Origin of the sequence: Rhodococcus sp. D-46 (assembly GCF_011290655.1) — a bacterium.
Lineage (GTDB): Bacteria > Actinomycetota > Actinomycetes > Mycobacteriales > Mycobacteriaceae > Rhodococcus_F > Rhodococcus_F qingshengii.
In genome coordinates, this window is the sequence record NZ_JAANTF010000021.1 from 1 (window position 1) to 26,924 (window position 26,924).

General features: G+C 64.6%; 28 protein-coding genes and 2 pseudogenes. 9 read left to right on the forward strand and 21 right to left on the reverse strand.

Annotation, left to right across the window (positions count from 1 at the left end; all coding sequences use genetic code 11):
- Positions 1-125 precede the first annotated feature (125 nt).
- Positions 126-389: pseudogene (locus G9U53_RS33785) on the forward strand (HNH endonuclease family protein); the annotation flags it as partial.
- A 75-nt stretch (positions 390-464) separates the two neighbouring features.
- On the opposite strand, the gene G9U53_RS32215 reads toward G9U53_RS33785, so the two are convergent.
- A complete protein-coding gene (locus G9U53_RS32215) occupies positions 465-1,340 on the reverse strand; it encodes a hypothetical protein (RefSeq protein ID WP_165639928.1) in 876 nt (291 codons plus the stop codon).
- Positions 1,341-1,346: 6 nt separating this feature from the next.
- Between G9U53_RS32215 and G9U53_RS32220 the strand changes: the two genes are divergently transcribed.
- Positions 1,347-2,081, forward strand: coding sequence for a hypothetical protein (locus tag G9U53_RS32220; protein WP_165639929.1), 735 nt, complete (start codon positions 1,347-1,349; stop codon positions 2,079-2,081).
- Between the two features lie 62 nt (positions 2,082-2,143).
- Here G9U53_RS32220 and G9U53_RS32225 read toward each other — a convergent pair whose 3' ends face one another.
- Complete coding sequence (locus tag G9U53_RS32225) at positions 2,144-2,854, reverse strand: SOS response-associated peptidase (RefSeq protein WP_165639930.1); 711 nt, start codon at positions 2,852-2,854, stop codon at positions 2,144-2,146.
- Positions 2,855-2,993: 139 nt separating this feature from the next.
- Complete coding sequence (locus G9U53_RS32230) at positions 2,994-3,320, reverse strand: hypothetical protein (RefSeq protein WP_165639931.1); 327 nt, start codon at positions 3,318-3,320, stop codon at positions 2,994-2,996.
- Between the two features lie 65 nt (positions 3,321-3,385).
- Between G9U53_RS32230 and G9U53_RS32235 the strand changes: the two genes are divergently transcribed.
- Positions 3,386-3,640: a hypothetical protein gene (locus G9U53_RS32235; RefSeq protein ID WP_165639926.1), complete on the forward strand. Its 255-nt coding sequence runs from the start codon at positions 3,386-3,388 to the stop codon at positions 3,638-3,640.
- 95 nt (positions 3,641-3,735) lie between these two features.
- Here the strand turns inward: G9U53_RS32235 and G9U53_RS32240 are convergent, their stop codons facing one another.
- Positions 3,736-4,515 (reverse strand): hypothetical protein, encoded by a 780-nt coding sequence (locus tag G9U53_RS32240; protein ID WP_165639932.1) that lies wholly within the window; start codon positions 4,513-4,515, stop codon positions 3,736-3,738.
- 312 nt (positions 4,516-4,827) lie between these two features.
- On the opposite strand from G9U53_RS32240, the gene G9U53_RS32245 reads away from it, so the two are divergent.
- Positions 4,828-5,583, forward strand: coding sequence for a hypothetical protein (locus G9U53_RS32245; RefSeq protein ID WP_165639933.1), 756 nt, complete (start codon positions 4,828-4,830; stop codon positions 5,581-5,583).
- Between the two features lie 558 nt (positions 5,584-6,141).
- Here the strand turns inward: G9U53_RS32245 and G9U53_RS32250 are convergent.
- Both G9U53_RS32250 and ligD read right to left on the reverse strand, forming a co-directional pair.
- On the reverse strand, positions 6,142-6,750 hold the full coding sequence (locus G9U53_RS32250; RefSeq protein WP_347570845.1) for an HNH endonuclease: 609 nt from the start codon (positions 6,748-6,750) through the stop codon (positions 6,142-6,144).
- 388 nt (positions 6,751-7,138) lie between these two features.
- Positions 7,139-8,113 (reverse strand): non-homologous end-joining DNA ligase, encoded by a 975-nt coding sequence (gene ligD / locus G9U53_RS32255; protein WP_165639934.1) that lies wholly within the window; start codon positions 8,111-8,113, stop codon positions 7,139-7,141.
- A 65-nt stretch (positions 8,114-8,178) separates the two neighbouring features.
- Between ligD and G9U53_RS32260 the strand changes: the two genes are divergently transcribed.
- Positions 8,179-8,343: a hypothetical protein gene (locus tag G9U53_RS32260; protein WP_165639935.1), complete on the forward strand. Its 165-nt coding sequence runs from the start codon at positions 8,179-8,181 to the stop codon at positions 8,341-8,343.
- Between the two features lie 180 nt (positions 8,344-8,523).
- On the opposite strand, the gene G9U53_RS32265 is transcribed toward G9U53_RS32260, so the two are convergent.
- From G9U53_RS32265 to G9U53_RS32275, 3 genes are read right to left on the reverse strand one after another with little or no spacing between them, the layout of a single operon-like run.
- Positions 8,524-8,751, reverse strand: coding sequence for a DUF2283 domain-containing protein (locus tag G9U53_RS32265; protein WP_165639936.1), 228 nt, complete (start codon positions 8,749-8,751; stop codon positions 8,524-8,526).
- Positions 8,752-8,788: 37 nt separating this feature from the next.
- Positions 8,789-9,016, reverse strand: a complete 228-nt coding sequence (locus G9U53_RS32270; protein ID WP_207624766.1) for a hypothetical protein — start codon at positions 9,014-9,016, stop codon at positions 8,789-8,791.
- A gap of 55 nt (positions 9,017-9,071) precedes the next feature.
- The gene (locus G9U53_RS32275) at positions 9,072-9,410 is read right to left on the reverse strand and encodes a hypothetical protein (protein ID WP_165639937.1); all 339 of its coding nucleotides are present in this window, start codon (positions 9,408-9,410) and stop codon (positions 9,072-9,074) included.
- Positions 9,411-9,747: 337 nt separating this feature from the next.
- Between G9U53_RS32275 and G9U53_RS32280 the strand changes: the two genes are divergently transcribed.
- Positions 9,748-9,933 carry a hypothetical protein gene (locus G9U53_RS32280; protein ID WP_230793357.1) on the forward strand — a complete coding sequence of 62 codons (186 nt, stop codon included), beginning with the start codon at positions 9,748-9,750 and terminating at the stop codon, positions 9,931-9,933.
- 78 nt (positions 9,934-10,011) lie between these two features.
- Positions 10,012-10,590: a site-specific integrase gene (locus tag G9U53_RS32285; RefSeq protein ID WP_202916944.1), complete on the forward strand. Its 579-nt coding sequence runs from the start codon at positions 10,012-10,014 to the stop codon at positions 10,588-10,590.
- Positions 10,591-10,961: 371 nt separating this feature from the next.
- On the opposite strand, the gene G9U53_RS32290 is transcribed toward G9U53_RS32285, so the two are convergent.
- The 10 genes from G9U53_RS32290 to G9U53_RS32335 all read right to left on the reverse strand — a co-directional run bounded on the left by G9U53_RS32290 (position 10,962) and on the right by G9U53_RS32335 (position 21,482).
- A complete protein-coding gene (locus tag G9U53_RS32290) occupies positions 10,962-12,497 on the reverse strand; it encodes a long-chain-fatty-acid--CoA ligase (RefSeq protein ID WP_011331209.1) in 1,536 nt (511 codons plus the stop codon).
- Between the two features lie 28 nt (positions 12,498-12,525).
- The gene (locus tag G9U53_RS32295; RefSeq protein WP_011331210.1) at positions 12,526-13,287 is read right to left on the reverse strand and encodes an enoyl-CoA hydratase; all 762 of its coding nucleotides are present in this window, start codon (positions 13,285-13,287) and stop codon (positions 12,526-12,528) included.
- Positions 13,288-13,291: 4 nt separating this feature from the next.
- Positions 13,292-14,446, reverse strand: coding sequence for an acetyl-CoA C-acetyltransferase (locus G9U53_RS32300; RefSeq protein ID WP_011331211.1), 1,155 nt, complete (start codon positions 14,444-14,446; stop codon positions 13,292-13,294).
- Positions 14,447-14,467: 21 nt separating this feature from the next.
- On the reverse strand, positions 14,468-14,968 hold the full coding sequence (locus G9U53_RS32305) for a MaoC family dehydratase (RefSeq protein WP_011331212.1): 501 nt from the start codon (positions 14,966-14,968) through the stop codon (positions 14,468-14,470).
- Complete coding sequence (locus G9U53_RS32310; protein WP_011331213.1) at positions 14,965-15,723, reverse strand: 3-hydroxyacyl-CoA dehydrogenase; 759 nt, start codon at positions 15,721-15,723, stop codon at positions 14,965-14,967. Before G9U53_RS32310 ends, G9U53_RS32305 begins: the two co-directional genes overlap by 4 nt.
- 91 nt (positions 15,724-15,814) lie before the next feature.
- A complete protein-coding gene (locus tag G9U53_RS32315; protein WP_011331214.1) occupies positions 15,815-16,975 on the reverse strand; it encodes an acyl-CoA dehydrogenase family protein in 1,161 nt (386 codons plus the stop codon).
- A gap of 8 nt (positions 16,976-16,983) precedes the next feature.
- Positions 16,984-17,772, reverse strand: coding sequence for an enoyl-CoA hydratase-related protein (locus G9U53_RS32320; protein WP_011331215.1), 789 nt, complete (start codon positions 17,770-17,772; stop codon positions 16,984-16,986).
- Positions 17,769-19,436 carry a long-chain-fatty-acid--CoA ligase gene (locus G9U53_RS32325; protein WP_011331216.1) on the reverse strand — a complete coding sequence of 556 codons (1,668 nt, stop codon included), beginning with the start codon at positions 19,434-19,436 and terminating at the stop codon, positions 17,769-17,771. Before G9U53_RS32325 ends, G9U53_RS32320 begins: the two co-directional genes overlap by 4 nt.
- 7 nt (positions 19,437-19,443) lie before the next feature.
- Complete coding sequence (locus tag G9U53_RS32330) at positions 19,444-20,619, reverse strand: thiolase family protein (protein WP_011331217.1); 1,176 nt, start codon at positions 20,617-20,619, stop codon at positions 19,444-19,446.
- A complete protein-coding gene (locus G9U53_RS32335) occupies positions 20,616-21,482 on the reverse strand; it encodes a CoA transferase (protein ID WP_011331218.1) in 867 nt (288 codons plus the stop codon). The genes G9U53_RS32330 and G9U53_RS32335 overlap by 4 nt, the downstream gene beginning before the upstream one ends.
- 95 nt (positions 21,483-21,577) lie before the next feature.
- On the opposite strand from G9U53_RS32335, the gene G9U53_RS32340 reads away from it, so the two are divergent.
- Positions 21,578-22,171 (forward strand): TetR/AcrR family transcriptional regulator, encoded by a 594-nt coding sequence (locus G9U53_RS32340; protein WP_025997155.1) that lies wholly within the window; start codon positions 21,578-21,580, stop codon positions 22,169-22,171.
- Positions 22,172-22,297: 126 nt separating this feature from the next.
- Here the strand turns inward: G9U53_RS32340 and G9U53_RS32345 are convergent, their stop codons facing one another.
- Complete coding sequence (locus tag G9U53_RS32345; protein ID WP_011331220.1) at positions 22,298-25,333, reverse strand: Tn3 family transposase; 3,036 nt, start codon at positions 25,331-25,333, stop codon at positions 22,298-22,300.
- Between the two features lie 483 nt (positions 25,334-25,816).
- On the opposite strand from G9U53_RS32345, the gene G9U53_RS32350 reads away from it, so the two are divergent.
- Positions 25,817-26,173: an Lsr2 family protein gene (locus tag G9U53_RS32350; protein ID WP_047269234.1), complete on the forward strand. Its 357-nt coding sequence runs from the start codon at positions 25,817-25,819 to the stop codon at positions 26,171-26,173.
- 430 nt (positions 26,174-26,603) lie between these two features.
- Here G9U53_RS32350 and G9U53_RS32355 read toward each other — a convergent pair.
- Positions 26,604-26,924: pseudogene (locus G9U53_RS32355) on the reverse strand (hypothetical protein); the annotation flags it as partial.

Consider the following 26,924-nt stretch of genomic DNA (forward strand, 5'->3'; position numbering starts at 1 on the left):
GTGCGTGTCGGCGGTGTCATCGGCGTACCTCGCTGCCTGCAGATAACACCGTCGCCCACATATCCCGAATCCGTGGAAGGAAGCCCAGGATGATGTCAACGGCACTACCTACTAGCTACGGATTACACGTGGTCGCACTCAGCAACTCTTGGCAGGTCGGTGCTCAGAAACTCACCGAGCGTGAACGACGCAATCTCGCGAACGACCCCCGCAACCTCCTCGCCGTCGACGGGCCGGCAAACCAGAAGAAAAGTGACGGCGATGCCGCGACCTGGCTCCCACCCAACAAGGACTTCCGCTGCCGGTACGTCGCCACGCAGGTCGACGTGAAGTCCACCTACAACCTGTGGGTCACCCAGGCAGAGAAGGATGCCATCAACCGCGTACTGAGCACCTGTGCAACAAGCGAGCCCATGCCGTTCCTGGGATCGACCGGATCGTAACGGCACACTGTTTTCGTTGCATCATTGTGGTGGTCGCTGGCGCATGGTGAGTAATTCGGCGAGTTCGTTGACCGGCTCCCAGATCACTGGTTGGGGCACGTCCGGGGCGCTCTGCCACCGCATTCCGCCGGAGATCCACCGTTCGCGCCACTGTTCGTGTGTGCGCGATTGCCTGCTGTGGCGGTGCTGGTCGGCGCCGGAGGCCGCGTCGAAAGTGAACGCGCACGCTGGACACCTCTCGCCGGAACCCGAACCATCTCGGGCGTAAGGCCGCTCGCGTAATCCTGGGTATCCACACACTTGGCACCGATAAGTTCTGGTGGTGGAGGGGACGATGTCGACGACGACGCCCTTGCTGCTGAACTTGGTGGGGTAGTCGTCCTCGAGACGGTCAAGAGCGGTCCACTCCACCCCGGGCTCGATCTGGTGAAACCGGAAGGTGCCGCAATTGCTGCTGACGAAGATCATGCAGCGAACGGGAGTGGGTTCGGGCAGATCGTAGACAAGCTGGGCGAATTCGCGGGCGAACGCGATGCCTTGCTCGAGCAACGCGAGTTGATCGGATCGGGTGATGAACGGTCCCATCGACTCGACAGGAAGGCCGGAGGGAAGGAAGTCTTCGGCGACGGCATTCGGGGCGCGCAGTGGCACATAGTCTTCGAGGTGGAACGAACTGTCGTTGCACTCCCACCCGGTGTAGTCGAAGAAGTTTGCCGGCGGACTCGCGTCGTCGGCACGTGAGTCCGCCCAGACCAGAAGCTTTCCGCGACGTTCTATTCCGCGATTCAACTTCGCCCTGAGCTGCGGCGTCAGGCCGTCGGTGGGGTCGATCGCAGCGAACCCGACGCCGATACCCAGGAATGCTGCGGCGTTGTCGGTGATCCGAATAGTGAGCATGTCCTCATGCTTCCAGTGACCGCGGCCTTCCGCGGACAGGTGATCATGTGGTGCGGCGCACGTCGGGCCGAGCGCACTTGGGGTGAGCGTTACGGTCTGACGATGACTCCGATTGAAATCGACCTTCCGGATCCGGCTGCAGCACATCGGATGCTCGCGGGATGGGCGGCAGCGTACGCGGCAGTTTTCTCCTTCTCTGACCTCCATTCGACCTTCACCATCGAAAACAATCGAGTCACCTACCGCGACGGCGGCGGATCACACTTCGAATTCATTTCGCTTCCGGATGGTCGTGCTGTGATCTTCGGTTTCGACCGGCACAGCCCTGATCCTGCGTTGGAGGGCGGCAGCGCCGTCTTGTGCGATCACGGTGCCGAACCCTGGTGGCTCGAAACCGCCAGCAACGACGTAATCCTGAACTTCGCTTACGGATACGAGTCCGGGAGGTGGAGAGCTGTTGGCCATGATCCGACACGCGTTGTGCCTTTCGTCCTTGCACCGGGGTCGTCCGGGGAGCCGAATTCAGCGCTCTCATCTCTCGCGGACTTCCTCGAGCAGGCTTCGGAAGACCTTCTCGGGGAATCGGTACGCGGAGATGACACAACCCTCCGTGCGCTGCTCAATGCTGGATCGGACCTCGACGAGCTGACTCTGCGCGCAGCGCTGGTGGGGGAGTACGAATACCTGCAGGATGGGCTCGAAGCGGCAGCTTTGTTTCGGCTCCGCGACGCTCCGCGGTGACCGTCAACTCAACGCGGTCAGACGAATGTTGCCGTTAGCGTTGTGCGCCAATGGATGTGTGGTCAGACCGGCTCCAATAGTGACGGGTTGTTGTTGCGAGGGCTGTTCACTGCAGTCGAGACTTCGTAGGGTTCGAGATGCGGCTCCGGAACGGAGTTGATCATGGCCTGGACCTCGCTTTTGTCGGTGAGGTTCGGGTCGAGCCAGTGTTCCCAGAACGATTCGGGCAGGATCAGTGGCGAGCGTTCGTGTATGTGTCCCGTGGCATCGGAGGCTGGTCTCGTGAGGACGGTGCAGGTCCATATCCATTTGTTCGGATCATCTTCGGGCAGTTCAGGATCGGGCCACAATTCGTAGAGTCCGGCCATTGCAAGGATGTCGTCCTCGCCGTGAAGGAAGTATGGAATTTTCGACCCTGCTTCACTTTTCATCCATTCGTAGTATCCTGCGGCCGGGATGATGGCACGTCTCTTGGAAGCGCTACTTCTGAATGAGGGCTTGTCCGTGACGCTTTCACTGCGGGCGTTGATGAGCTTGGACGCCATCTTCCGGTCTTTTGCCCAGGCAGGGAGCAAGCCCCATTTGACCGTTCTGATCTGGCGCTGGGGCTCGGCGTCGGGTTCCTCATGTGGGGTTCGTTCGAGGATCACGCGGACGGGCTGAGTGGGTGCGACGTTGTACGACGGGGGCAGTTCGTCGCCGACAGTCTGCATCGTGTCGAAGAACGACTGCAATTCCTTATCTGAGCTTCGGTTGGCGTAGCGCCCGCACATGGCCTGACCTCCTCATCCTCGACTACTGCCTCTATTGAACAGCGTAGGACCGACACCCGCACAAGTCTTTCGATGTCACCCGGTGTGAGTAGTTACAGGGGCACTTTCTGCTACCGCCGATGAGTCGTCAATTTCACTGTCACGTCGCCATAGCTGCGGCCGCGAGGGCTGACAGTTCCGCCATCGGTTTCTCGACGGCATCGATCCACTCTTGTCCACCGGTGATCATCGTCTGTACCGATTCCCAATGCCGTCCGTCCTTGAGAATCTGCAGCACCTCGACTCTTCCGCGCGGCGGCAAATCCTCGACGTCGAGCAGTCCGACGTTGCCTTCGCTGAGAGCAACGATCACCTCGTGAGTCTCTAGGTCCGAGATCATCGGAATCAGCGCCTCCAGAGTGAGAGCAAAGACTGACGAACTGGCAGTCCAGCGAGCTCCCGACGCGAAGAAAATTGTCCCAGCCATCAGAGCCTCTTTCCGGTAGTGAACGCAGCAGCGGGTAGGCACGTCACCTTTCCAATTGAACAGCGATGGTCCGGCTCCCGCGTGCTGCGGTGCCGTGTCATGCTCTCTGCGAGTACGTCGTCGGTTGTCGCGAAAGGGGCCTTGCGATCACCAGTCCTCGGCCGGCGCCTGCAGATGTCGCATTGGCGATCGCGGCCGCCGCGGTCCTCGGTGTCACTGTCGGGGTTCTCCTAGCCGACGCGATAGCCGGTGTCGCGGTCGGCGCCGGTACCGCCGTGGTCTTCCGCTTCGTACTGCGGACGATCATCACCCGGAAATGAGGGAATCGTCGCAGGCCGGGCGTCCTAACTGATCGATGCGAGCCTTTTCTGTCACACCGTGGTCGTCGTTTTGAAGTGCAGGGGCGCTGGCCAGGTCAGTCGTTTGCTTGCAGCTTGAGAACTCGATGATTGTTCCGGTCTGCGACGTACACGTTGCCGGAATCGTCGATAGCGACATCGGACGGCTGGTTCAGTTCGCCGAATGAGAGCTCAATGGGTTCAGTCGATCCGTTCGGCACCTTGAGGATGTGGTCGCCCAGCTTTCTGTCATGTATGACCATGTCGCCGGATTTGTTGATGTCTATCGAAGTGGGAAACCGATCCTGGCTCCCACGAAGCGGAAGTCCTTTCAAAAACTGCGATGACAGGACACTGAGGATTCGAGGGTCGGGAAGTCCTGTGATCACAATGAGTTTCCCGTCATTTCCGAGAGCAATATCATTGAAGTACTGATCGAATCCCGGAAAATTTGTCTGGGCGAGAGCTACTTCGATTTCGGTTGTCTTCGTTTCAGGATTGAACTTGTAGATGACGGGGCTGCCGAAGTCGTAGAAGTAGACCTCCCCGGAATCGCTTACAGCGAGCGCACCTGGATGCTCGCGAGCTGTCAGAACCTCCTGCGAGGTGCCACCAGCTGGCATCTTGAGGATCCGTCCCTGCGAGTTGGTGCCGTCTCCCTCGCTGACGTACACGCTTCCATCGTTCCCGACAGTGATGCCAGCGGGGTCGGCGAGATCTTGGAAGGAGATCACTGACTGCTCATTAGTCGCGTTGCCGAGCCTCACAACGCGATCGTGGCCCCAGTCCGTCACGAATACATTTCCGGCTGAGTCGACATCAATCCTCTCCGGGTATTCGAGTCCCTCGAAGGACAAGGCCTCGGCGTCACCAGTGCTGGGGCCGGTACTGCATCCGGCCAAGGTTGAAATCGCGATCGCGGTGGCGGCAAAGAATGCGGTCGCACGAAGCGCGGATAGTGAACCGGACTTGGCAACGATCATTGCGGCACTCCTGAATAGTCAGTTGCGACCAGAGATGACCGCCGGGAGAGAACCATACTGCTCGAGGATTCGGTGAAGGCGACGACGTAGTGGAAAGTGAGTGTTTGCGTCCAAAGGAATCACCTGGATTTCCTAATCGCCGTGAGTTCAGCGTTCTGCCACCAAGGCGTCTGCTTTGATATCCCGATGGCCGCTTACAGATACGCCGGTGCAGGATCCACGGTCGAGTTCGACGACGTGGCGGGGACCGTCACATTCGAACACACCCACTGGCGTCAACCACGCAATAAGCGAGCAGTGTCTCCCTGGATAGTCCCTGTAGGTGCGATCGAGGGCATTTCCTGGCGTGAGGCCACCGCATCCAAGTCCGCCGAGATGAGATTGCTCCTTCGCGGACGCAAAGGACATAACCGTGACGGCCGTGCTGACTTCAACTACATCACCGGCAAGGACAAGATCGGCGCGCTGGTCGCCGCACTCAATGCAGCCGTTCAAACTGCCGAACCGATTCTTGGCTTCGGCGACGATTTGACGCCGCAACGGGCGCCGGCACCGGCAGCGGTGTCGGTCAATCTGCCGGTGGACCCCGCTGTTGGCCCACCGCCTCCGGAGAAGGCAGTCTTCGGCGGGTTCAAGCTCGACGGCAAGATCCTGACGTACAAGGGACAGCGCTACAGAGTCGCTGGGATCCGAGCGTCCGTCGAGATCGGGGGTACCCAACAACGTACGACCCTCACGCGCATGGCGCTAGGTACAGCGATCAACCCGGGTGCCGGAACAATGATCGGTGCGATGGCCAAGAAACAATCGCACAACCTCTACCTGACGATCGAGTTCCCGAGCGGCACAGAGATCATGGTCGAGGTTCCCGGCAATGCCGAATTGCTGGCCCGCAGTTTCGCCTCCGCGCTCAACTCTGCCAGTCGAGCGGCAGAGAGCTAGCGCTCCACCGCTTGTCCCAGCATGGGACAACATCAGACGTACCTCGAAGCGTTCACTTGGACCTGACGGCCGGGTACACCTAGTGTGAGCTGCGCAAGCTATCGATTTTCAGGAATGACAGCGAGTCGGGCCGACCGCAGCCTCAACCGACCTCACGTCTACTCATCTTCGGCGCTCTGCTCGTATTCGTCGCACCATTGCTGGTACGCAGGACTGACCAGATACACCCTGACCGATGAGACGCCGATCTGGGCCGCAACCACCAAGCCCGGAAGGTCCCAGCGCAGGCCGCGGGTCGGTTCGATCCACCAATCCGCGGGCCGCTGCCCGAGCAGTTCAGGGGAGCCCTGAACGGCCGACGGCCGCGATCTACTGGAAATCCCAGACCGACCTCCAACAAGTCGAACAGGCTCAGATCGTCTCTGCGGGTTTGGGTGTGCGTTTTGTCCATCGACAAAACGCATGATCTTGAATATGGACCGAGCTGCAAGGCGTATTGCCTGTCCTCGAAGCTGGTGCGCGACACGAGGGCGGGAGCAGGTCGGCATGGACCCCTCGTCAAGTCGGGTTTCCCCACTCTGCCCGGACGGCGAGCGTGGCTGAAAACCACTTGCGCAGATATTCGTGGTCGCGCTGCAGTGTCGGATGTCGAGTTAGGTAGTTGACGAACCAATCGGTCAGCCCATCCCAGGTCGACAGGTTGCTGGCTGGGATGAGTGACCAGCCCAACTCGTCGAGCGTCCATTGCGATTTGGCGGAGTTTCGCAGCATGGAGGTCGTCACCCAGTTCGATTGGTTATCGAGTCCGCCGCGAGTTACCGGGACAACATGGTCGATTGTGGGGAACAGTTCCCAAAAGGCGAAGTGAGTCTTGCTCGTAGCCCAGTTCGGATGGAACGGGAACTCGTCGGGCAGCAAGACCGACAGGAGGCGCAGTGCACCTGGATGGATGAGCTGAGTTCCGGCATAACGGTCAACGAACCCATCTCGGAAGAAGACCCTCATGCAGTCTCTCGGGTTGTAGCGGCGAGTCACTTTAGCCACAGGAGTGAACGGATACCGACTGTGCAATATTTCGCGTGCATCGTCTAGGTCGTCGTTCTTGAGCGACTCGCATACCTGAGCCAAGGTGTTGGTTTTTTCCTTATCGGGCGTCGATGTCTGCACACGGCTCAGCCTGCCACCGATTGCTTGGGGTCGTCGGCATGCGGTCAACGCCGCGTAGCTAGAGACCCAGCAGCCCATAGGTCGATTCGCCCACGAAGCGCTCGCATCCTTGCCGGAGCGGACCGCGAAACCGAGGGCTCGCTGAGCTCCCTTCTACGGGTTTCAGTGTGCGTTTTGGACCTTCGACAGCAATCGAGCGATTATACGAATCACTGGTGCACCAGATACCGCCGACTTCCTGCCGAGCCCCACCGGTCTGCGGTCTCAGCCAGACCAAATCTGTTGCACGATCATCCACAGCCACTCACGGACAGGCTGCGGAAACGGGCTCCAGTACAACCACCCATCGTCCACAATGAACCTTCCTCAATTGTGCTGTTGCACTGACTCAGTGACGACCAGGCAGGTTAACTTCATCGGCGGTCTTGTCCACGCGCAGACCTTTGAAAGCTGGGTGTCTGAGTCCGCTGCCCGTGTACTCCCGATACTCCACATCACACACCAAAAGCGGTTCAGCCCAACGTGCTTCGCGTGCGATCGCTCGTGGTGGCGCAATCGCGAACGGACTAGTGGGCCGCTCGATCTCGAGAAGCTGGTCACGTAGTTCACCCCGCAGTCTCGAAGAAAAGCCCGTACCGACACTTCCTATGTAGACGAGTGATCCGAAATCGTCATGGGCGCCGAGGATGAGCGATCCGATTCCGCCGGCGGCGCTGCCGGATCCAGGAACGAATCCGCACAGAATTCCCTCCGTATTGGAACGTATGGGCGTTTTCAGCCAGCTCGGGGACCGCTTTCCGGGTTGGTAGGTCGAGGTGATGCTTTTGGCGACGATGCCTTCGAGGTGGTGTCTGCGGGCGACCTCGAGCATGGTCGGTCCGTCGACGTTGAGCCAGTGGGGTGGGACTTTGATTCGCGGGTGTTCGAGGCTGAGGTTGGCGAGCGCTTCGCGGCGTTCGAGGTAGGGCAGATCGGTGGTCGAGGTGCCGTCGATGTCGAGGACGTCGAAGACGTAGTAGGTGGTCAGGGCGTCGTTACGGAGCTGCGCGGTGGGTTTGAGGACGTGCATTCGGCGTTGCAATCGAGAGAAGGACGGGACACCGTCCGGTCCGAGTGCGACGATCTCGCCGTCGAGGACGGTTTCGCGGTGATCGAGCACGGCGCTGAGCGCATCGACGATCTCAGGGAACGACGCGGTAATGTTGTTGCCGTTGCGGGACCAGAGTTTGGGCGGAGTGGAACCCGTTGTGGCAATGGCTCTTTGGCCATCCCACTTACTCTCGAAGGCCCAACGCTCCCCGGTTGGGGGATGCCCGAGCGTGGCGAGCATCGGCGGCACTGGCTTTCCGGAGGCGGCGCTCATGCCTTCTACTGTGCGCGGGTTTGTACTGGTTTCGGCCGGTTTTCCGAGGTTGAGACAATAGCGAGATGAGCGAGAATGCAGAACCCGATGAGGTCCAAGGGTGGAGCCCGGCCCCGGACGAGGGCCAGGCCGGCACGGTGCTTACGAAGGATGGTCAGTGGGCTTACCGGTACAAGGACGGCGCGGAGCTCATCATGATGAAGATGCCGGATCGTCCAGCCGCGAAGTAGCCGGCAGGAATTCAATAAGATCAGGTCGCCACATGTGACCGATCTGCAAGGATCTTGCAGATCAGGACCTTGGCTCTCGCTGCGGTCTGGTCAGTGTGGCGACCTGATTCTCGTCGCAAGACACAGAGTAGTACGCGGGCCCGACATCTTCGATGCAGAGATCTAGGGGCCGGTCTCCGGTTACTCGATCGGGGAGAGCGCGGACGCGCGTAGGAGGGACGAGGCTCCGAGTAGTTCGATACCGAGGAGCCGTCCGTCTCTGTCGTAGTCGAGGATGATCTGGCCGTCGGAGCTGTCGCAGTGGACGTGCTGTTGGCGCACGGCGTCTCCGTTCGCCCTGTCGGAGGCCACATAGATGTATGAAGCGTCGGCGTCAGGGTCGTATGTTGCTGCGAATGCCAGATGCATATCGAGAGGATAGTTCGGGGCGGAGCGTGGGGCGACTTCACGCTGTGGCCGTGCGGAGGACAGTGATCGTCGTGTAGGTGTCGGACATGATCGGTCGCCCGAAGTGGTTCCACCGCTTCAAGACTTCCGCTAGGCGCCATACACGGTCCCCGGCGAGTGCGTGCAGCCAGTGCTCCGGTAGCTGTCGGCGGTCCTGCGCGGTGAGGTCGTCGATCTCGACCAACTCGGGTGCGACGACAAATCTCGCAACATGCTCCAGATCCACTCTTCCTCCATCTGCGACGTCGAGTTGCCTGTCGCTGTTCGGCATTGACCGGCGCTCATTGCTGAGGTGGCCGCTTATTGGGTTGGTGGTCCTTGTCCCAGGCGTAGTGGAGGAAGGGCCGCACGTGGGCGAAGGTGTTGATGACTTGGTGGACTATTCGCTCGATCGCGGCCGCGCCGTGCAGCGGGGAACCCTCCGAACTGCCCAGTTCCCCTTCGCAGATCACGCCGGCGGCAGAGCGGATTTCCAGCACTGCGCTGTCCGCGACTTTCAGTCCGTAGCCCCTGGCAGTCTCCATCTCGGTGGTGGGGTCTCGATGCACGTAGGTGCTCGTCAGTCGTCCCGGTGTGGGGAGAAGCACGATGCCGTCCTCGACTGCTTCTGCGATCACCACCTCGGCAAGCTCAACAGATGGAGCAAACGGAATATATGGGATCTCGCCGCGTACGTACGCGGCTTCCAGTTCCGCTGGCGAGGCGTCTACAAGGGGGTCGGGGAGCAGATTCTCGAAATCCGGCGCTAAGGATTTACGGCAGATAGTAGCGTACTATCTGCCGTAACTCGTGAGTCGTCCTGCCGCGATGGTCGTTCCGGAGATGGGCGACTCCGGAAACTATCTGCCGTAGTGCTGAAGGGCGGTCGGGGTGGGATCGGTGAGCTCGCTACCGGCGCGGGCCGCCGGGATCCGGCTGGCGGACGCGACGCGGACCTTTCTGGGCACGATCGCGGCGGTGAACACCCGCCGCGCCTACGCCTCGGCGTTGGATCGGATGGTGCGCGACTTCGGCGCGGACGGCGATGTCGGGTTGTTGAACCCGGATCGGGTGTCGGGGTGGTTCGACTACGTGTGGGGCGACAAGGCCCCCAAGACCTACAACCTCCGGCTGACCGCGGTGTCGGCGGCGTGCGCCTACTGACGCGATCAACAGTGGCTGACCGGCGATCCGGTGTCGCGCCTGCGGGCGCGGCCGAGTGCGCCGGACAACAGCAAGGCGATGACCGCCGCCGAGGTTGCGGAGCTGCTGGGCATGGACGCGGCCCTGCGCGAGCGGGTGTTCTGGTCGATGCTGTATGAGTCCGCCGCGCGGGCGGAGGAGATCCTGAATCTCGACATCGAGGACCTGGACACCGTGAACCGATGCGCCACGGTCACCCGCAAGGGCGGCGCCCGCGAGGTGATCTATTGGCAGACCGGCACCGCACGGCCGCTGCCCCGGCTGATCGCCGGACGGAAGTCCGGGCCGCTGTTCCTGACCGACCGCAAAGCCAAGCCGTCGGTCGCCAAGACCGACACCGACAACTCGACCGGCCGCGCCCGACTTTCCTACCGCCGCGCCGCGACGCTCCTCGAGGAGCACACCGAAGGGATGCGACGCGGACCGTTCACGCTGCACCAGCTGCGGCACTCGCGACTGACCCACGCCGCAGAGAAGGGCGCTTCCACGCCGATGCTGATGGCGTTGAGCGGACACACCTCGGTGCGCAGCCTGGTCAAATACGCGAAGGTCTCCGCCGAGGCGCTGGGGCGCTGGCAGGCCGAGACCGATCCCGCTGCGCGGCGGCGCTCCCGCTGAATCTCTCAGTAGCTGACGGTGACGAGTTCCGGCGCGTGTCTGCGTATCTTGTTCAGCACCTTGACTGTTCGGCCCGAGCGCATCTGCTCGAGGGGGGCCGAAAGAGACCAATCAAGTGCGGCACCGTCGATGGGTGTGGTCTTCCGCGTCCGGGAACTCATAGCCGCTGCCGGGCGTGCGTGGTCGTGGTGTTTGTCGGATCCGGCGGGGGCACGGCCGAGAGTAGGGCCGTGAGGTCGCGCGAGACCTCGCCGGGGTTGGAACAGCCGTGGGAGATGAGCGCGCGGGAGCGCGGCTTCGGTCAGGCCGTATCGGATATGGACGGCGTCGTGGTTCCCGGGAACTCGAATGTGCCGGAGTCGTCCGTCGGTCTACGTGCGTTGCGCGGAGTCGTCCCGAATCTCACTGCGGAGAACGTGTTTGAGGATCTTGCCGGAAGGGTTGCGCGGGATGTCACGGACGATCAGATCGCGCGGCAGTTTGTAGTCCGCGACGTATTCGGCGGCGTACGTCCGCAGCTCCTCGAGGGTCACCTCGCGACCGGGAACCGGGGTCACGATCGCGACGATGGTCTCCCCGAATGTGGCGTGGTCCAGGCCGACGACGGCAACGTCCTGGACGTCGGGGTGCCCCGCGAGGGCGTTCTCGACCTCGATCGAGTAGACGTTGCGGCCGCCGGTGATGATCATGTCCTTGAGCCGGTCGACGATCGTGATGAAACCGTCGGCGTCGCGGACGGCGAGGTCCCCGGTGTGCAGCCACCCGTCTCGGATGGTCTCGGCGGTGGCCTCGGGCTTGTTCCAGTAGCCCTTCATGATGGTCTCGCCGCGCAGGATGATCTCGCCGGTCATCCCCGTCGGGACATCGTTGCCATCCGGATCGACCAGCCGGAACTCGGCATTCGTGATCGGCCAGCGTCCCGTCGCATCGGGACGGACGGCGACCTCGTCAGGCGTGGAGTAGATGCCGGTGGGGCCACCCTCGGTCGGCCCGCACAGCTGGAAGAAGCCGACGTCCGGGAAGGTCGTCACGAGTTTCGCGACCGCAGTCGGCGGCATCGGTGCCGCCCCGAAGAAGCCGAGCCGCCAGTGCGAGAGGTCGCGCCGCTCGAGGTCGGGAACCGTCAACATCATCTGATACATGGTGGGAACACCGAGGAAGACGGTGATCCGGTATCGCTCGAGGGCGTCGAGGACGGCGGCGGGCTCGAATGCCGGCAACACGACGTGGGTGGTGCCCATCGAGAAGCCGCTGAGCACGAACAGCACCAGTTCGGCGCAGTGGTACATCGGTGCCACGTGCAGGTTCCGGTCGAAGGAGTTGACGCCGAGCGAGGACACCGCGTGGCCGACCCACAGCAGCCGGTGGTGATCGAACAGCGCACCCTTCGGTTTCCCGGTGGTGCCGGAGGTGTAGATGATCATGCAGTCGTCGTCCTCGCGCACCTCGACCTGTGGGTCGCTGTCCGGCATGGAGGACGCCAGCTGGACGAAATCGTCGAAGCCGTCCGCGCCGTCCAGCGAAAGCGCCGGGGCAGCGGGCGCCTGCTCCAGCTTGGCCAGGTCCCGCACCGCCGCGACGGTGTCCCCACCGAACAGCAGCACCGACGCGCCGGAGTCCTCGAGCAGATACGCCAGCTCCCGGGCCGTGGACCGCGGGTTGAACGGGGAGACGATCGCGCCGACCTTGAACGCGCCGTACAGCGCGAGGAGGAAGCGGTCGGAGTTCGGCGACAGCACCGCCACGCGGTCGCCCTTCTGCACGCCGAGGGACAGCAGCGCGTTGGCGTACTGGTTGATTTCCCGGTCGAGCTGCCCGTAGCTGCGCTCGACGCCCTCGAAGATCAGCGCGGGCCGGTCCGGGTGGCGGCGTGCGTTCAATGTCAGTTGTCCACCAAGGGTTGCCATGATTCTCCTATGATCGGCGGGTGGTCTGCTAAGCAAATGTGGGGGGACGTTTGGTGAGGACGGCGTCGGCGCCCTCGGCGAAATCCGGTGTGCCGATGAGTTCGATCTGTCCGGCTCGTTCACGCTCGAGGGCGTGGTCGAGGTGGCCCAGGGTGGACGCGGCGAGCGCCCGTCTGGTCAGTTCGAGGGCGCGCCGCGGCCCGGCTCCCAGCGTGCCGGCGACGGCCTCGACATGGGCCGCGAGCTGGTCATCCGGCAGGATCCGGGCCACCAAGCCGGTCTGGGCGGCGTCGGTGGCGGAAAGCCGCTGCCCGAGCAGCGCTAATTCTGTAGCCCGCGCCCGGCCGATCGCCGCGGCGACGAGCGCGGTCGCGCCGCCGTCGGGCATCAGCCCGATGCTGGTGAACGACAACAGGAAATACGCGCTTTCGGCGGCGTAGGTGAGGTCTGCGGCGCAGGCGAGCGCCACTCCGTACCCGACCGCGGGGCCGTTGACGGCGGCGATGACGGGGACCGGCGCGGAGACGATGCCGCGGATCACCCGGTTCGCGGCGTCCATCACCACCTCGGGTTCCTCGCCCGTCACCGCGGTCAGATCCGCTCCCGTGCAGAAGGCTCTTCCCGCGCCGGTGAGCACGATCGCGCGGGCACCGGTCGCTTCCGCCCCGCTGATCGCGGTGTCGAGTGCGACCAGGTCGTCGACGCCGAGGGCGTTCATGCGGCCGGGCCGGTCGATCGTGATGTGAAGCAGGCGGCCGGTGCGGACGGTCCGGATAGCGGTCGGGGTCATCGGATCAGCCGAGCCGCTCGATGATGGTGACGTTGGCTTGTCCGCCGCCCTCGCACATGGTCTGCAACCCGTAGCGTCCGCCGGAGCGTTCGAGTTCGTGCAGCATGGTGGTCATCAGCCGGGTGCCGGTGGCGCCGATCGGGTGGCCGAGAGCGATGGCGCCGCCGTTGGGGTTCACCCGCTCCGGGTCGGCGCCGGTCTCCTGCAACCACGCCATCACGACCGGGGCGAACGCCTCGTTGACCTCGAACACGTCGAAGTCGTCGATGCGCATGCCGGTCCGCTCGAGTGCCCGTTCGGTGGCGGGGATCGGTGCGGCGAGCATCATGACCGGATCGGCGCCGAGCACGGTCAGGTGATGGATCCGGGCCCGCGGAGCCAGGTCGTGGCGGCGTACCGCCTCGGCGGAGGCGATGAGCATGCCCGAGGCGCCGTCGGAGATCTGGCTGGCGACCGCGGCGCTCAAGCGCCCCCCCGGCGTGAGGCTCGGCAGGGCGGCCATCTTCTCCGGTGTGGTGTCGGCGCGCGGTCCTTCGTCGGTCGTCATCTGCTGGTAGGGGAGGATCTCGGCGGCGAAGCGTCCGCCGGCGATCGCCTGCAGCGCCCGGCGGTGGCTTTCCAGGGCGTACTGCTCCATCGCCTCCCGGTCGATTCCCCACTTTTCGGCGATCATCTCGGCGCCGCGGAACTGCGAGATCGTCTCGTCCCCGTAGCGGGCCCGCCACCTCGTCGAGCCCGAGTAGGGGTCGCGCACGCCGAACGCCTCGCCCGCGGTGACCGACGACATCAGTGGGATCTGGCTCATGTTCTGCACCCCGCCCGCGACGATGAGGTCGGCGGTGCCGCTCATCACGGCCTGCGCGGCGAAATGTACAGCCTGTTGCGAGGATCCGCACTGGCGGTCGATGGTCACGCCGGGCACTGTCTCGGGCAGGCCCGCAGCGAGGGCCGCGGTGCGGGCGATATCGCCCGCCTGCGGACCGATGTTGTCCAGGCAGCCGAGGATCACGTCGTCGACCGACGCGGGGTCGACACCGTTGCGTTCGACGAGTGCGCCGATCACATGGGCCGCGAGGTCGACCGGGTGTGCGGCGGCCAGTGCGCCGCGGCGGCGGCCTACCGGGGTGCGTGCCGCGTCGATGATGTATGCCTCTGGCATTGATGTCTCCGAATCGTCGTCTCAGGTGGTCGATGGTTGACGTGTGCGCGAGTGCAGGTAGGCGTCGAGCAGGACGGTCAGCACGACGCGGCCTTCGCTGTCGACCACGGTGCTCTCGGTGGTGACGAGGGCGCGTGCCCGGTCGTCGAACTGGATGTCGTCGATGACGACGGTGCCGGTCAGCACGTCTCCTGGACGCACGGGACGGCGGAACCGCAGATCTCGGATGCCGCGCCCGGCAATGGCCGCCCAGCTGTGCCCCACTGCGTCGAATGTCAGCCGTTGCAGGATCGCCAACGTGTGGATTCCACTGGCGATCAGGCCACCGAACTGGCCGTCCTGCGCCGCCGCCCGGTCGATGTGAAACCACTGGGGATCCCAGTGGGTGGCGAAGTCGACGAGTTCGGCCTCGGTCACCGTGTGTGAGCCCAAGTCGAAACGCTGGCCGATGCCCAGGTCCTCGGCGTATACAAGGCGTGTGTGCTCATGGTGCGATCCCACCTGCACGCCGACGGGTTTCACCGCGGCGCCATGCGGATCGCGCCGTCGAGGCGGATGGTTTCGCCGTTGAGCATCGGGTTGGTCACGATCGCCTCGACCAGCTGCGCGTACTCGGCGGGGTCGCCGAGCCGGTTCGGGTGCGGCACCTGCTGTCCCAGCGAAATCTGAGCCGCCTCGGGCAGCGTGCCCAGCAGCGGGGTCTTGAACAGGCCGGGCGCGATGGTGTTCACCCGGATCAGCAGCGACGCCAGGTCGCGGGCGATCGGCAGGGTGGCGCCGACGATCCCGCCCTTCGATGCCGAGTACGCGGCCTGTCCGATCTGCCCGTCGAAGGCCGCGACCGAGGCGGTGTTGACGATCACGCCGCGCTCGCCGTCGACGGGCTCGTTCTGCGACATCGCGTGCGCGGCGAGGCGGATGACGTTGAAGGTTCCGGTCAGGTTGACCTTGACGATCTTCTCGAATTCGGCCAGCGGGAACGGTCCGTTCTTACCGACGGTCTTGACGGCGTTGCCGATGCCGGCGCAGTTCACGGTGATTCGCAGTGAGGACTCCGCGTTGGCGCGCTCGACCGCCTCGGTGACCGCGGCCTCGTCGGTGACATCCGCCGGAGCGAATTCCACGGTGTCGCCGAGAGCAGCCAGCGCATCCGTGTTCGCGGTGGGCAGGTCGACGGCGATTACCCGGGCGCCCGACTTGGCGAGGGCGGTGACGGTGGCCAGTCCGAGGCCCGAGGCTCCGCCGGTGACGAGTGCGTTGGTTCCGGTGATATGCATGAATACTCCTGACGAAATAGGTTGAGAACATCGGGTTTTTGACAAAGTGAGGTGTGACTGACGCAGTGGTGTCACTGCGCGAAGGTCAACCTCATAAGGCGCGGCCGATGAGTTCCTTCATGATCTCGTTGGTGCCGCCGTAGATCTTCTGCACGCGGGAAGCGGCGTACATCTGCGCGATCGGGTACTCCATCATGTAGCCGTAGCCACCGAAGACCTGCAGGCAGCGGTCGACGATCTCGCACTGCTTGTCGCTGCCCCACAGCTTGGCCATCGACGCGGTCGCCGCGTCGAGGGTGCCGTCGAGGTGACGCTGGATGCAGTGGTCCATCAGGGTCTTGCCGGCCAGCACGTCGGTCTTGCACTCGGCGAGTACGAACTTCGTGTTCTGGAAGTTCAGGATCGGCTTGCCGAAGGCGTGACGTTCCTTGGCGTACCTGATGCTCTCCGCCACCGCGGCCTCGGCCACCGCGACACCGCCGACACCGAGGATCAGCCGCTCACGCTGCAGCTGACCCATCAGCTGGTAGAAGCCCTGCCCCTCGACGCCGCCGAGCAGATTCGCTGCCGGCACCCGCATGTCGGTGAACGACAACTCGCGGGTGTCCTGGCCGTGCTGGCCGATCTTGTCCAGCACCCGCCCACGCTCGAACCCCGGAAGATTCTCCGTCTCCGCGACGAGCAGCGAGATACCCTTGGAACCTTGGCTCGGGTCCGTTTTGGCGACGATGACGAGCAGGTCGCAGTGCGACGCGTTCGAGATGAACGTCTTCGAGCCGTTGATCACGTAGTGGCCGCCGTCGCGAACCGCGGTGGTCCGTACGGCCTGCAGGTCCGAGCCGGTGCCGGGTTCGGTCATCGCAATGGCGAGGACGCTCTCACCGCTCGCACATTTCGATAGCCAGCGCTTCTTCTGGTCCTCGGTGGCATAGGCGGCGATGTAGTGCGCGACGATCGTCGAGTGCACGGCGAAGCCGAACGCGGTGTCGTGGGCGTAGGCGATCTCCTGCTGCACGATCGCCTCGTGGCCGAAGTTGCCGCCCCCGCCGCCGTATTCTTCGGCGATGTCGAGGCACAGCAGTCCCGCGGCGCCGGCCTTGGTCCAGAACTCGCGGTCGACCTGGTGCTGCGCGGCCCAACGGTCCTGGTTCGGGGTGGCTTCCTTGCGGAAGAACTCGGCGGCGTGCTTACGCAGCAGCGCCTGATCGTCGGTCTCCCACGGGGAGCGGTAATCGGGGAACAGCTCGCTCATGATCGGTCCTACTTTCCGGTGAATTCGGGGGCGCGCTTGGCGAGGAACGCGGCCTGGCCCTCGCGGCTGTCGGCGGAATGGATGGCAACGTGAAAGTTGCGCTTCTCGTGCTCGAGTCCTTGCGCCAGAGAGGTTTCCAGGGCCTGGAGGGCGGCATCCTTGGCCAGCGCCACCGCGAGCGGTGAGTTGGCGGCGATCCGCTGCGCCATGGCGACCGCCGCTTCGAGGGCGGTGCCGTCCGGGACGGTCTCGGCGACGATGCCGGCCGCGCACGCCCGCTGTGCGGACAGGAAGTCGCCGGTGAGCAGTAGGGCCATCGCCTTGGACTTGCCGACGGCCTGAATCAGGCGCTGGGTTCCGCCGCCGCCCGGGATCACGCCGAGCTTCACCTCCGGGACACCGAACTTGGCGGATTCGCCGGCGATGACGATGTCGCAGGCAAGCGCCAACTCGCAGCCGCCGCCGAGTGCGAGGCCCTCGACCGCAGCGAGGACCGGCTTCGGGAATCGGCCCAGGTCGGCCCAGATGGTGCCGCCCAGCGCGGCTCGATCGCCGAGCAGCGACTGGTCGCGAATGGCGTCGAAATTGGTGATGTCGGCTCCGGCGCAGAAGATCCCGCCGGCGCCGGTGAGCACGATGGCACGGATCTCGTCGTCGTGCCGAGCCGCGACGAGCTCGGTGTTCAAGGCGGTGAGCACCGCCTCGTTCAGACTGTTGCGAGCCTTGGGCCGGTTGATCTCCAGGATCAGGAGGTGGCTGTCGCGGGCCGTGCGTAGCGGGGCGTTGTCGGGGTTCATCGGACGTCCTCGTAGACGTTGGTGTGCGCGGCGCGCATGGCCTTCTTGTCGAGCTTGCCGACGCTGGTGCGGGGCAGCTGGTCCAGATACAGGACGGTCTCGGGCAATTGCCATTTGGCGAATGCATCGGCGAGCAATTCGTGGATCTCCGACAGTGGAAGTTCCTGCCCGTCGGTCGTCACGACGAGTGCTACTGGACGCTCCTGCCACTTCGGGTGCGGGACGCCGATGACGGCCGCCTCGGCGATCTTCGGATGGGCAACGAGTGCGTTCTCCATGTCGATGGAGGAAATCCATTCGCCACCCGACTTGACCACGTCCTTGATCCGGTCGGTGATCTTCAAGTAACCATTCGGGTCGATGGTCCCGACATCGCCGCTACGCCAATACCCGTCGAGGAACTTGTCGGCGTCGTCGTCGAGCTTGTGATAGCGCTCGATGATCCACGGTCCGCGCAGCAGCACTTCACCCTGACTCGTGCCGTCGTGCGGGAGATCGTTGCCTTCCGCGTCGACGATCCGGATGTCGATGCCGTTGACCGGCAAACCCTGCTTACGCTTGAGATCCCACTTCTCCTCGTCCGAGATCACACCGCGCAGCGAGGGCTTCAGTCCCCGGTTCACCGCGACCAGAGGGGTGGTCTCGGTGGCGCCGTAGGCGTGGATGACGTCGGCTCCAGTGATGTCGTGGAAGTCGCGCATCAGCGACAGCGGCGGCTCGGTGGCACCGGACAGCAGCCGCGCGCGGGAGAAGTCCGGTGCGACCGCAAGCGTCTTGATGTAGTTCATCATGGGCTGGAAGATCGCCGGCGCACCGTTTGCGACGGTGACTTGCTCCGCGATCATCGCGTCCACGAGGACGGATGTGTCCTCGGCGATGTAGCGACCGGGCAGCACGATTTTTGCGGCACTGTAGGCGGCCGCCTGGGGTAGGCCCCAGCCCTGGCCGTGGAACATCGGCGTGATGAGCATGACGGCATCGTCGCTGCTCATCCCGAGTCCGGCGACCTCGGCGAGGGTGTGCAGGTAGATGCCGCGATGCGAGTAGTAGATGCCCTTGGGCCTGCCGGTGGTGCCGGTGGTGTAACACGCGCTGTAGGAGGAGGTTTCGTCGATGACCGGCCAGTCGATCTCCGGGCCGGCGTCCGCGAGCAGGTCCTCCCAGTGCACCGCGTGCGGGAGCGTGGTGGTGATGTCGGCCAGCGGCTTATCGGTCATCACCACCCACGTCTTCACGTTCGGCGTATGCGGTGCCAGCGCCTCGGCAACCGGAAGCAGCGACTCGTCGATGAGGACCACCGATGCATCACTGTGTCCGGTGACGTAAGCGAGATCCTCTGGCGCCAAACGCAGGTTCATCTGCAACATCACGGCAGCGAGGCCGGGAATCGCCCAGTACAGCTCGTAGTGCCGCTTGCTGTTCCAGTCGAGGATCCCGACCACATCGCCCGGCCCGACGCCGATCGAGCGAAGTGCATTGGCACTTCGTTGGATTCGCGCGTAGGCATCGGCGTAGGTGTACCGGTCCCAGCCGCCGTCCGCGGTGCGGTACACGATCTCCTGCTCGGGATAGGTGCGCGCGGCGTGCCGGATGATGGTGGTGGTGTTGAGTTGATAGTGGTCGCCGTGGGTGGAGGGCAGGCCCCTCACGATCTCGTGGCTCATGACGTCCTCAGATGCGTTCGATGATGGTGGCGTTCGCGGTGCCGGTGGCCTCGCAGACGGTCTGCAAGCCGAACCTCTTGCCGGAGCGTTCGAGTTCGCAGAGCAGGTCGGTGAGCATCCGGGCTCCGGTCGAGCCCAGCGGGTGGCCGAGGGCGACGGAGCCGCCGTTGACGTTCAGCTTGTCGTCCGGGACGCCGAATTCCCGTTGGAAGATCAGCGGCACACCGGCGAAGGCCTCGTTGACCTCGAACAGGTCGATCTCCTCGACGGCCAACCCGCTTCGGCCGAGCGCCTTGTGGGCGGCGTCGAGGATCGCGGTGAACTGGATGATCGGGTCGGCGGCGGCGACCGACAGCGCGCGGAACCGGGCGCGTGGGATGAGGCCGTTGCGCTCGGCGTACTCGCGGTCGGCGATCAGCAGCGCGGCCGCGCCGTCGCTGATCTGCGAGGAGTTGGCCGCCGTGGTCCGCCCGTCGGCGCCGAACACGGCTTTCAGGCTCGCCATCTTGGCGGGGTCGATGTGCTCGCGGATGCCCTCGTCCGAGTCGATGACCGGACCGGTCGGGTCGTCGGGGTCGGCGGTGATCGGCACCATCTGGTCGCGGAACTTCCCGGCCCGCGTCGCGGCGTGCGCCCGCTCGTGGCTGCGAGCGCTGAACGCGTCCAACGCCGCTCGGCTCAGGTCGAACCTCTCGTTCATCAGCTCCGACGACGGGCCCTGCGCCATCAGCCCACCGTCGTAGCGGTCGAGTTCGCGCGGGCTGTACTGCGGGCCGAGCGGCGCGCCGGGCAGGAACGCCGGAGGCATCGGCACCCGTGACATCGACTCGACGCCGCAGGCGATCACCAGGTCGTGGGAACCCGCCATCACCGCCTGGGCGGCGAAGCTGACCGCCTGCTGCCCTGAACCGCACTGGCGGTCGATCGTCACCGCGGGGACCGACTCGGGCAGCCCGGCGGCGAGCACCGCGTGGCGGCCGAGATTGCCCGACTGGACATCGTGCTGGATGACGCAGCCGGTGATGACGTCCTCGATCGCGGCGGGGTCGACGCCGGCGCGGGCCACAAGCTCCCGCAGCGTCTGCCCGAGCAGGTCCACCGGATGCCATGCGCTGAGGATCCCTCCGCGACGGCCGACCGGGGTCCGGACCGCGCCGACGATAACGGCCTCGCGAACACTCATGACAAAGCTCCTTGTGCTGAATTACGGGGTGCCGAATCGCGGATTCCGATCAGGGGAATGTCGAGGCGCTTCGCGACCTCCTCCCATTCGCGCGTCGGCTTGGAAAGAAACGTCTGCTCGAGCTCCTCCTGGGTGCCCTCGACACCGAGACCGGCGCGGGCGCGCTCCCAGAAGTGCGGCTCGAGCGCGGCCAGCGCGACGTGGCCGTCGGAGCTGGAGTAGATCCGGTAACCGGGATGCGCCCCGCCGAGCGGCGCGCCCGCTCCCATCAGACCGTGCCGAACTGCGGCGCCGGCGTCGGCGGCCGCCTGTTCGAGGACGACCCGCTCGCGGTGTCCCACGCCGGACTCCGCGGCCACGCGCAGGGCGAGCAGGGCCGCGGACACGGCGCGCTCGGCGCCGAGCAGGTCGGCCACCGGGACGGTCGGCATCGTCGGCGGCTGGAGAGTGCCGTGCAGGGCCTGGTACGTCAGGTCATGGCCGGGCTGCTCCGCCGCGATCCCGTCGTGCCCGACGATCTCGATATGCGACAGGTGCGGATTCGCCGCGGTCAACTCGTCCAGGCCGAGCTTGACCAGCGCCGAGGGGCGCATGGCGGTGAGCATCAGGTCGGCACGCGACAGCTCGCGCGCCGCCACCGCCCGATCAGCGGGGTCCTTGAGGTCGAGGGTCACGACCCGCTGGCCCACAGTGAGCTCGTCGTACCACGTCGGCGCCACGGCCCGCAGCGGGTCGCCGGCCGGCGGTTCGATCTTGGTGACGGTGGCGCCCAGCGCCCGTAGCCGCGCGGCGGCGAGCGGGCCCGGCAGATTGATCGCGAGCGACACCACCTGCACGCCCTGCAGCGAACTCGACTGCGACATCATCAACCCCTTTTTGACTATACTGATGTATAGCCATTAATGCGCATGTACTGTCTAATGTCAAGGGTGTATGCTTTTTTCTCTGATAGGAGGCAATTTCTGTGACCGACCCCCGCGCCAGTGACGAGGACCTCACCGCGAAGGCCCGCATTCGCAACGCCGCGCTCGACCTCTACGCCGAGCGCGGCGAGGATCGCGTCTCGATGCGCGCCGTCGCCGCCGCCGCCGGGGTCGCCGTGGGATTGGTGCAGCACCACTTCAAGACCAAGGACGGGCTACGCGTCGCCGTCGAGCAACTGGTCGTCGACTATTACGCTCTGGCGATCGCCTCTGTGCCGGACGAGGGCGCCCCAGCGCAGGTCGCCGCCGCTCGAGACGAGGCGGTGCGGCACATGCTCGCGACGCATCCGACGGTGGTGAACTACATCCGGCGCGCTGTGCTCGATCCGCAGGGAAAGAGCGAGTTACTCGAGCGGCTGACCGACCTGAGTCGCAGAGAGATCTCCAAACTCCGCTATTCGGGCAAGACCTCGACACGGCGATCCGAGTCCTCACAGGTCATCGGGCTGATGGTTCGTCAGCTGGGGCAGCTGCTCATGCAGCCGATGATCGATGACATGTGTGACTTCCTCGACCGGACGGGCGTGCCGCACAGCGACAAACTGACGCTCTCCGTGACCGTAATCTAGCGGTAGTTTGTTGGGTCAGGTCGGAGGTAGAGGTGCAGGCCGTGGCCTGTTTCGCGGCTCAGGAGAGACTTCCGCCGACATGCGTCGTCAGGTCCTGAGCGGTCATCCGCCACCCTTCGACTCGCGCTACTCGTCGTCGTCGGCGTCCGGGTCGCGCAGCGGTCGGTGAACTCCGCTGGGGTCGGGCAGGTGGAAGCTGTAGTGCCCGTCGATGCCGATGTGGGCGCGCACGAACGCCGACAATCGCTCGACATCGGTGTCGAGCACCGGGTATCCGCCGGCTCGCAGCGCGGCGAGGGCGCGGTTCTCGTAGACGGTGTTCCACACGACGACGCAATTGAGCACCAATCCCAGCGCCGAGAGCTGGTCTTCCATGCCCTCGTAGTAGGCGCGGGTCATCTCGCCCTTGCGGCCGTGATAGATCGTGCGCGCCAGGTCGTGACGACCCTCGACGAGATTGGACTGGGCCTTGCCCTCGCGCCGGTAAGGTTCGTCGTCGGCCAGGCGCAGGATGTGCAGGGTCTTGAAGATCCGCCCGAAATGGGCGATGGCCTGGCCCAACGCGGTCGGCTGCCCGTCGCGGGAGATCATCCTGGTGACCTCGTGCGCCGACACCTCACCGGAGTGGATCGACACCGCGATCCGGCACATGTCCTCCCAGTGCGCGGCGATCTTGGCGGTGTCGATCACCCCGCGCGCCGCCTTGTCCAGCGGCCCGTAGTCGGCTCGGGCGTCGATGCGCCACAACCGCTGATCGGGCAGGTTCGCCAGCTGCGGCCGGTACTGGCGGCCGATCAGATGCAGCAGTCCGAACACGATGTCGGAATACGACCCGGTGTCGGTGATGATGACCTCCGGAATCCGCCCGCCGTGCTGGGACACGATCACGTCGATGGTGTGCAGCGAATCGCGAGGTGTTCCGCGCAGCACCTTGCCTGCCAGCCCGGCGGACTGGTCGTTGAGCATGTTCAACCAGGTGATGCCCAGTTTCCGGCCGAAGTACTTCGGGTTCGGGCGGGCGTTATGGGTGCGCACGGGCACCACGAACCGCATCCCGTCCACCGAGGCGACCAGCCCGCCGCCCCACGCTTGGGCCAGGGGGATGTCGGCCTGGGCGTCGACCAGCACGGCGTTGGCCGCCTCGATGGTCTCGGCCCGCACGTAGCACTGGTCGACGTGCAGCAGCCGATCCCTGGTCAGGGCGTCGACACCAGGCGTTGTCACCGGTTTGAACCCGACGTTCATCGCATAGGAACAGAGCACGGCCGCCACCGACAAGCCGAGGTCGGCGACGCGGGCCTCGTTGCCCGAGGTGTGGGTGAACGCCTCGGTGAAACCGGGATGCCAGCTCATCACCTCCGTGACCAGTTCCGGCAGGTCCACACGCGGGATCATCGCCTCCACCCGGCGGCGCAGGTCGACCAGCGACGCGGGCTCGGCCTTGGCGTCCAGCGCGGCGACGTGCAGTTTGCCGTCGGCGTCGATGCTGGCTGGGGTGTCCTCGCCCAGCCGTGCGGCCAACTCCCGATAAGCGGTCTCCAACGCCGTCGCGTGATCGGTCAGCAGCTGCGTCGGCGCGGCGGGCAGGCCCAGCGCGTTCATGCCGGCGTCACGCGCAGCCTCCCAGGCTTCGCCTGCCAGCAGGTGCGCCCGCGGGTCGCGCCACCGCGACGAACGCACCGCGAAGATGCTGCGGTGCTTGAGGTGTCGGTGGAACTGTTCCAACACGCAGATCGTGTAGGAGTTCCGGTCGACGGTGCCCTCCGGTCGGCCCGGCGTGTAGATCAAGCGCTTCCACGCGCCGACGATCAAGTCGTGGTCGACCTTGCGGGCGTCCAGCAGGTTTGCCGGGATCTTGCCCGACGACCTGGATGTCAGCAGCTCGGCGAGGGTCTTCATTGCCGCCAGGACGGCGGCGCCGTCACTGGTCGCGCCGAACTCGATCGTGTCCATCAGCATCGACAGGAACGGGCGGACCGTGGCGAACTTGCCGGCCAACTCGATCAACCGCTGCCCATCCAGCTCCGCGTCGTCGGCGGGCACCAGCTCGTCGACCGCCTGGACCGCGTGCCGCAACTCGGCCCGGGTGACGGTCTTCTCGATCATGTCCAACACCACGCCCAGCCCGACGTCCTGGTTGACCTCGACCATCTCCAGCAGCACCTTCACCGCTGCCGCGAGCTTGCCTGCGTTGCGTGACACCCTCGGATAGCGACGCAGCTTCTCCTCGCGAGACTCCCGCTCGGCCTTGGACAGAAGCTTCGTCGTCATCAACATGTCGAAGGTCTCCAACACGTCGTCGACCGCCCGCGCGCTCAACACAACGACCGTCGCGGCCAGCACCGCCAAGCGCTGCTCACGCGTGGGCAGCCGCCGCAGCGCGGCGGCCTTGCTCGCCAACCCGTAGGTCGCCAACCCCGTCAACCGACGCGGCGGGATCGCCCTCACGTCGATGCTGTCCACCCCGACCGCTTGCAGGTCGACAACCCTGCGCAGCGCCGCGAGCATCCCCTTCGACGACGCCTTGAACACGCCCTTGCGCAGCCGCTCCAGCTCGCTGACCTTCTGCCCGCCCTCCGCAGGAACCTCCAGCAGCCGCAACAAGGCAGACGCGGACTCCGAGGTCAGCTGCTCGCCGAGCTGGCGCCACAACCGGGCGTCCGCCGCGTTGCGGCCGTCGCCGATCAGCCGCTCCAACGTGGTGATCCCCGGCAGCAGCGCCTGACGCTTCCGCAGCCATGTCACTGCGTCGCCGAAGATCGCCTTCGGTCCGTCGCCGGTCATCCACGCCTGGTCGACGATCCACGACGTGAGCTCCGACTCCATCTCGCCGAACGGCTTGAGTCCGTACACCTGCTGGATTTCCCAGGCGTGTTCGAGCTTGGTCTTCTCCCGATCGGTGTACCGCTTCACCATCGACGGATCGGAGATCTCCAACTGCTCGGCCAGATACTCGATCAACGCGGGCGGGACATCCAGCGGATCAGCCAGGAACATTCCCAGGTGACGCACCGTCACCACCTGCACCGCGAACCCCAGACGGTTGTAGTCGCGCCGCCGCGCAGCGATCAGCCGCCGGTCCTCGTCATCCAAGTAGCAGTAACGCTCCAGCTCCTGCCGAGACAACGCACCGAACCGGCCATAGCCGCCCTCATCAGTCACGACGACATGAAATCACCTACAGCGCAAGGTCGCTCGGCGATTGCCCCTTAGCGCCGGATTTCGTCAATCTGCTCCCCGACCCCCTACAAGGCCGGCTGGGAGCCAGGTAAGCGCCCACTGCGACACATCGCTCACGATCAGGAAGGGCCATGTACGGGAATTGAACTCGGCTTCCGCCCGCTCCCACGCTATGCGTTGACGCTCGTAGAACTGTGTGTGCGCAGTGGGAACCTCAGGCGTCTCGACCTGCACCTGCCCCGACCCCTGTGGTCCTGCCGGCCGCGATCTCCGTTGAAACCATCTCCGCACCGACCAGCCCATCAGTCGAGTAAAGCACCTTTGCCTCCCGGCCTGGCCAGGCGGTGCAGTCGGGCCGGGGCATAGGTAACTCTCGGCGCCTTCGAGGTCGTCTCGGTGCCGACAAGGGTTGCTAGGGTTACCCGGTCATTGGAGAGATTCCTATCGAATTGGAGACGATGTTGCATGGCTGAGAGAGTGATTCGCCAACTTATCGACGATCTCGACGGTAAGCCGATCGACGACGGATTCGGCGAACGCATCCAATTCTCGTATCAGGGGTCGGACTACCTGATCGATCTGCGGCCGACGAACGTCGACAAGTTCAACGCCGCCCTCGAGCCTTTCGTGAAGGTCGCCGAGAAAGTCGGAAAGGCACGCCGCGGCAGTAAAGCTGATGTGACGGCGAAGGATACCGGTTCAGGTCGCTCGAAAGAGCAGTTGCAGGCAGTGCGGGACTGGGCAGTCAAGAACGGCTACGACGTGGCACCGCGGGGGCGGGTCAAAGCGGAGATCCTCGACGCCTTCGACGCCGCGCACTGAATTCGATCCGTTTGATACGACACGACATTCAACGCTGATACGAAAGCGGGTGTGAGGGAAGCGTCTCTCACACACCCGCATCTTCCTAACCCGGCGTGGATTCCGCCACCGGCCGTCAGCTGTTGCGAACTGCGGGTGTTTCCAACGGAAAACACCCGAGAATCACGCACCCTTCCTGAGTCGAAGTGTGCCGTCGTTTGCGCTCGGCCCCCGACTGCCATTGCGAACAGCAGAGATTAGACGCAGTCATCTCCGGGTACAGTTCCGCCAGCAGCCTGCGGAGTGCGCGCATACAAATCCAGTCGGTCCACCGTCGACGTCTTGCGCTCATTCTGCAGGCTGCACCCGCAACCGTCGTCCAGATCATCCCCGAGTTCCCTTGCACGCGAGTAGGCCGGCAACGAAGCATCAGCCGACGGCCTTACACAGTTCACTCCTCGCTGAGCCAGACACCGTCCGTGGCTTTGATCTCGCGGATCATCGATGGGCCTCCGGAGGGCCAGGTTTGAATGAGGTAGTCCTCGGTGGGGGTATCGACGTCGAGGTCCCACTGCGTGGCCCGGCCGCGGGTGGCGATGCGGAAATGGCGCGCTCCCTTAGGAGAGGTGAGTTCGCCGAATTCTTCGACGATCTCGTTCTCCAAGGTGATGAAGAGCATCGGTTCACGGCATACGACGGTGACTTCCTCAATGTTGTCCCATGCATCGAGATCGATGTAGGGTCCACCATTTTCGAAGATGTGGTCTTCGCC

Excerpts from the sequence above, each read along its gene's own strand:
- G9U53_RS32285 (WP_202916944.1), top strand. The coding sequence starts at position 10,012 with ATGACCGCCGCCGAGGTTGCGGAGCTGCTGGGCATGGACGCGGCCCTG.
- G9U53_RS32230 (WP_165639931.1), bottom strand. The coding sequence starts at position 3,320 with ATGGCTGGGACAATTTTCTTCGCGTCGGGAGCTCGCTGGACTGCCAGT.
- G9U53_RS32245 (WP_165639933.1), top strand. The coding sequence starts at position 4,828 with ATGGCCGCTTACAGATACGCCGGTGCAGGATCCACGGTCGAGTTCGAC.
- G9U53_RS32335 (WP_011331218.1), bottom strand. The coding sequence starts at position 21,482 with ATGTCGCAGTCGAGTTCGCTGCAGGGCGTGCAGGTGGTGTCGCTCGCG.
- G9U53_RS32310 (WP_011331213.1), bottom strand. The coding sequence starts at position 15,723 with ATGCATATCACCGGAACCAACGCACTCGTCACCGGCGGAGCCTCGGGC.
- G9U53_RS32315 (WP_011331214.1), bottom strand. The coding sequence starts at position 16,975 with ATGAGCGAGCTGTTCCCCGATTACCGCTCCCCGTGGGAGACCGACGAT.
- G9U53_RS32295 (WP_011331210.1), bottom strand. The coding sequence starts at position 13,287 with ATGACCCCGACCGCTATCCGGACCGTCCGCACCGGCCGCCTGCTTCAC.
- G9U53_RS32260 (WP_165639935.1), top strand. The coding sequence starts at position 8,179 with ATGAGCGAGAATGCAGAACCCGATGAGGTCCAAGGGTGGAGCCCGGCC.
- ligD (WP_165639934.1), bottom strand. The coding sequence starts at position 8,113 with ATGAGCGCCGCCTCCGGAAAGCCAGTGCCGCCGATGCTCGCCACGCTC.
- G9U53_RS32215 (WP_165639928.1), bottom strand. The coding sequence starts at position 1,340 with ATGCTCACTATTCGGATCACCGACAACGCCGCAGCATTCCTGGGTATC.
- G9U53_RS32300 (WP_011331211.1), bottom strand. The coding sequence starts at position 14,446 with ATGCCAGAGGCATACATCATCGACGCGGCACGCACCCCGGTAGGCCGC.
- G9U53_RS32330 (WP_011331217.1), bottom strand. The coding sequence starts at position 20,619 with ATGAGTGTTCGCGAGGCCGTTATCGTCGGCGCGGTCCGGACCCCGGTC.
- G9U53_RS32235 (WP_165639926.1), top strand. The coding sequence starts at position 3,386 with ATGGTCCGGCTCCCGCGTGCTGCGGTGCCGTGTCATGCTCTCTGCGAG.
- G9U53_RS32265 (WP_165639936.1), bottom strand. The coding sequence starts at position 8,751 with ATGCATCTGGCATTCGCAGCAACATACGACCCTGACGCCGACGCTTCA.
- G9U53_RS32290 (WP_011331209.1), bottom strand. The coding sequence starts at position 12,497 with ATGGCAACCCTTGGTGGACAACTGACATTGAACGCACGCCGCCACCCG.
- G9U53_RS32320 (WP_011331215.1), bottom strand. The coding sequence starts at position 17,772 with ATGAACCCCGACAACGCCCCGCTACGCACGGCCCGCGACAGCCACCTC.
- G9U53_RS32350 (WP_047269234.1), top strand. The coding sequence starts at position 25,817 with ATGGCTGAGAGAGTGATTCGCCAACTTATCGACGATCTCGACGGTAAG.
- G9U53_RS32325 (WP_011331216.1), bottom strand. The coding sequence starts at position 19,436 with ATGAGCCACGAGATCGTGAGGGGCCTGCCCTCCACCCACGGCGACCAC.
- G9U53_RS32225 (WP_165639930.1), bottom strand. The coding sequence starts at position 2,854 with ATGTGCGGGCGCTACGCCAACCGAAGCTCAGATAAGGAATTGCAGTCG.
- G9U53_RS32220 (WP_165639929.1), top strand. The coding sequence starts at position 1,347 with ATGCTTCCAGTGACCGCGGCCTTCCGCGGACAGGTGATCATGTGGTGC.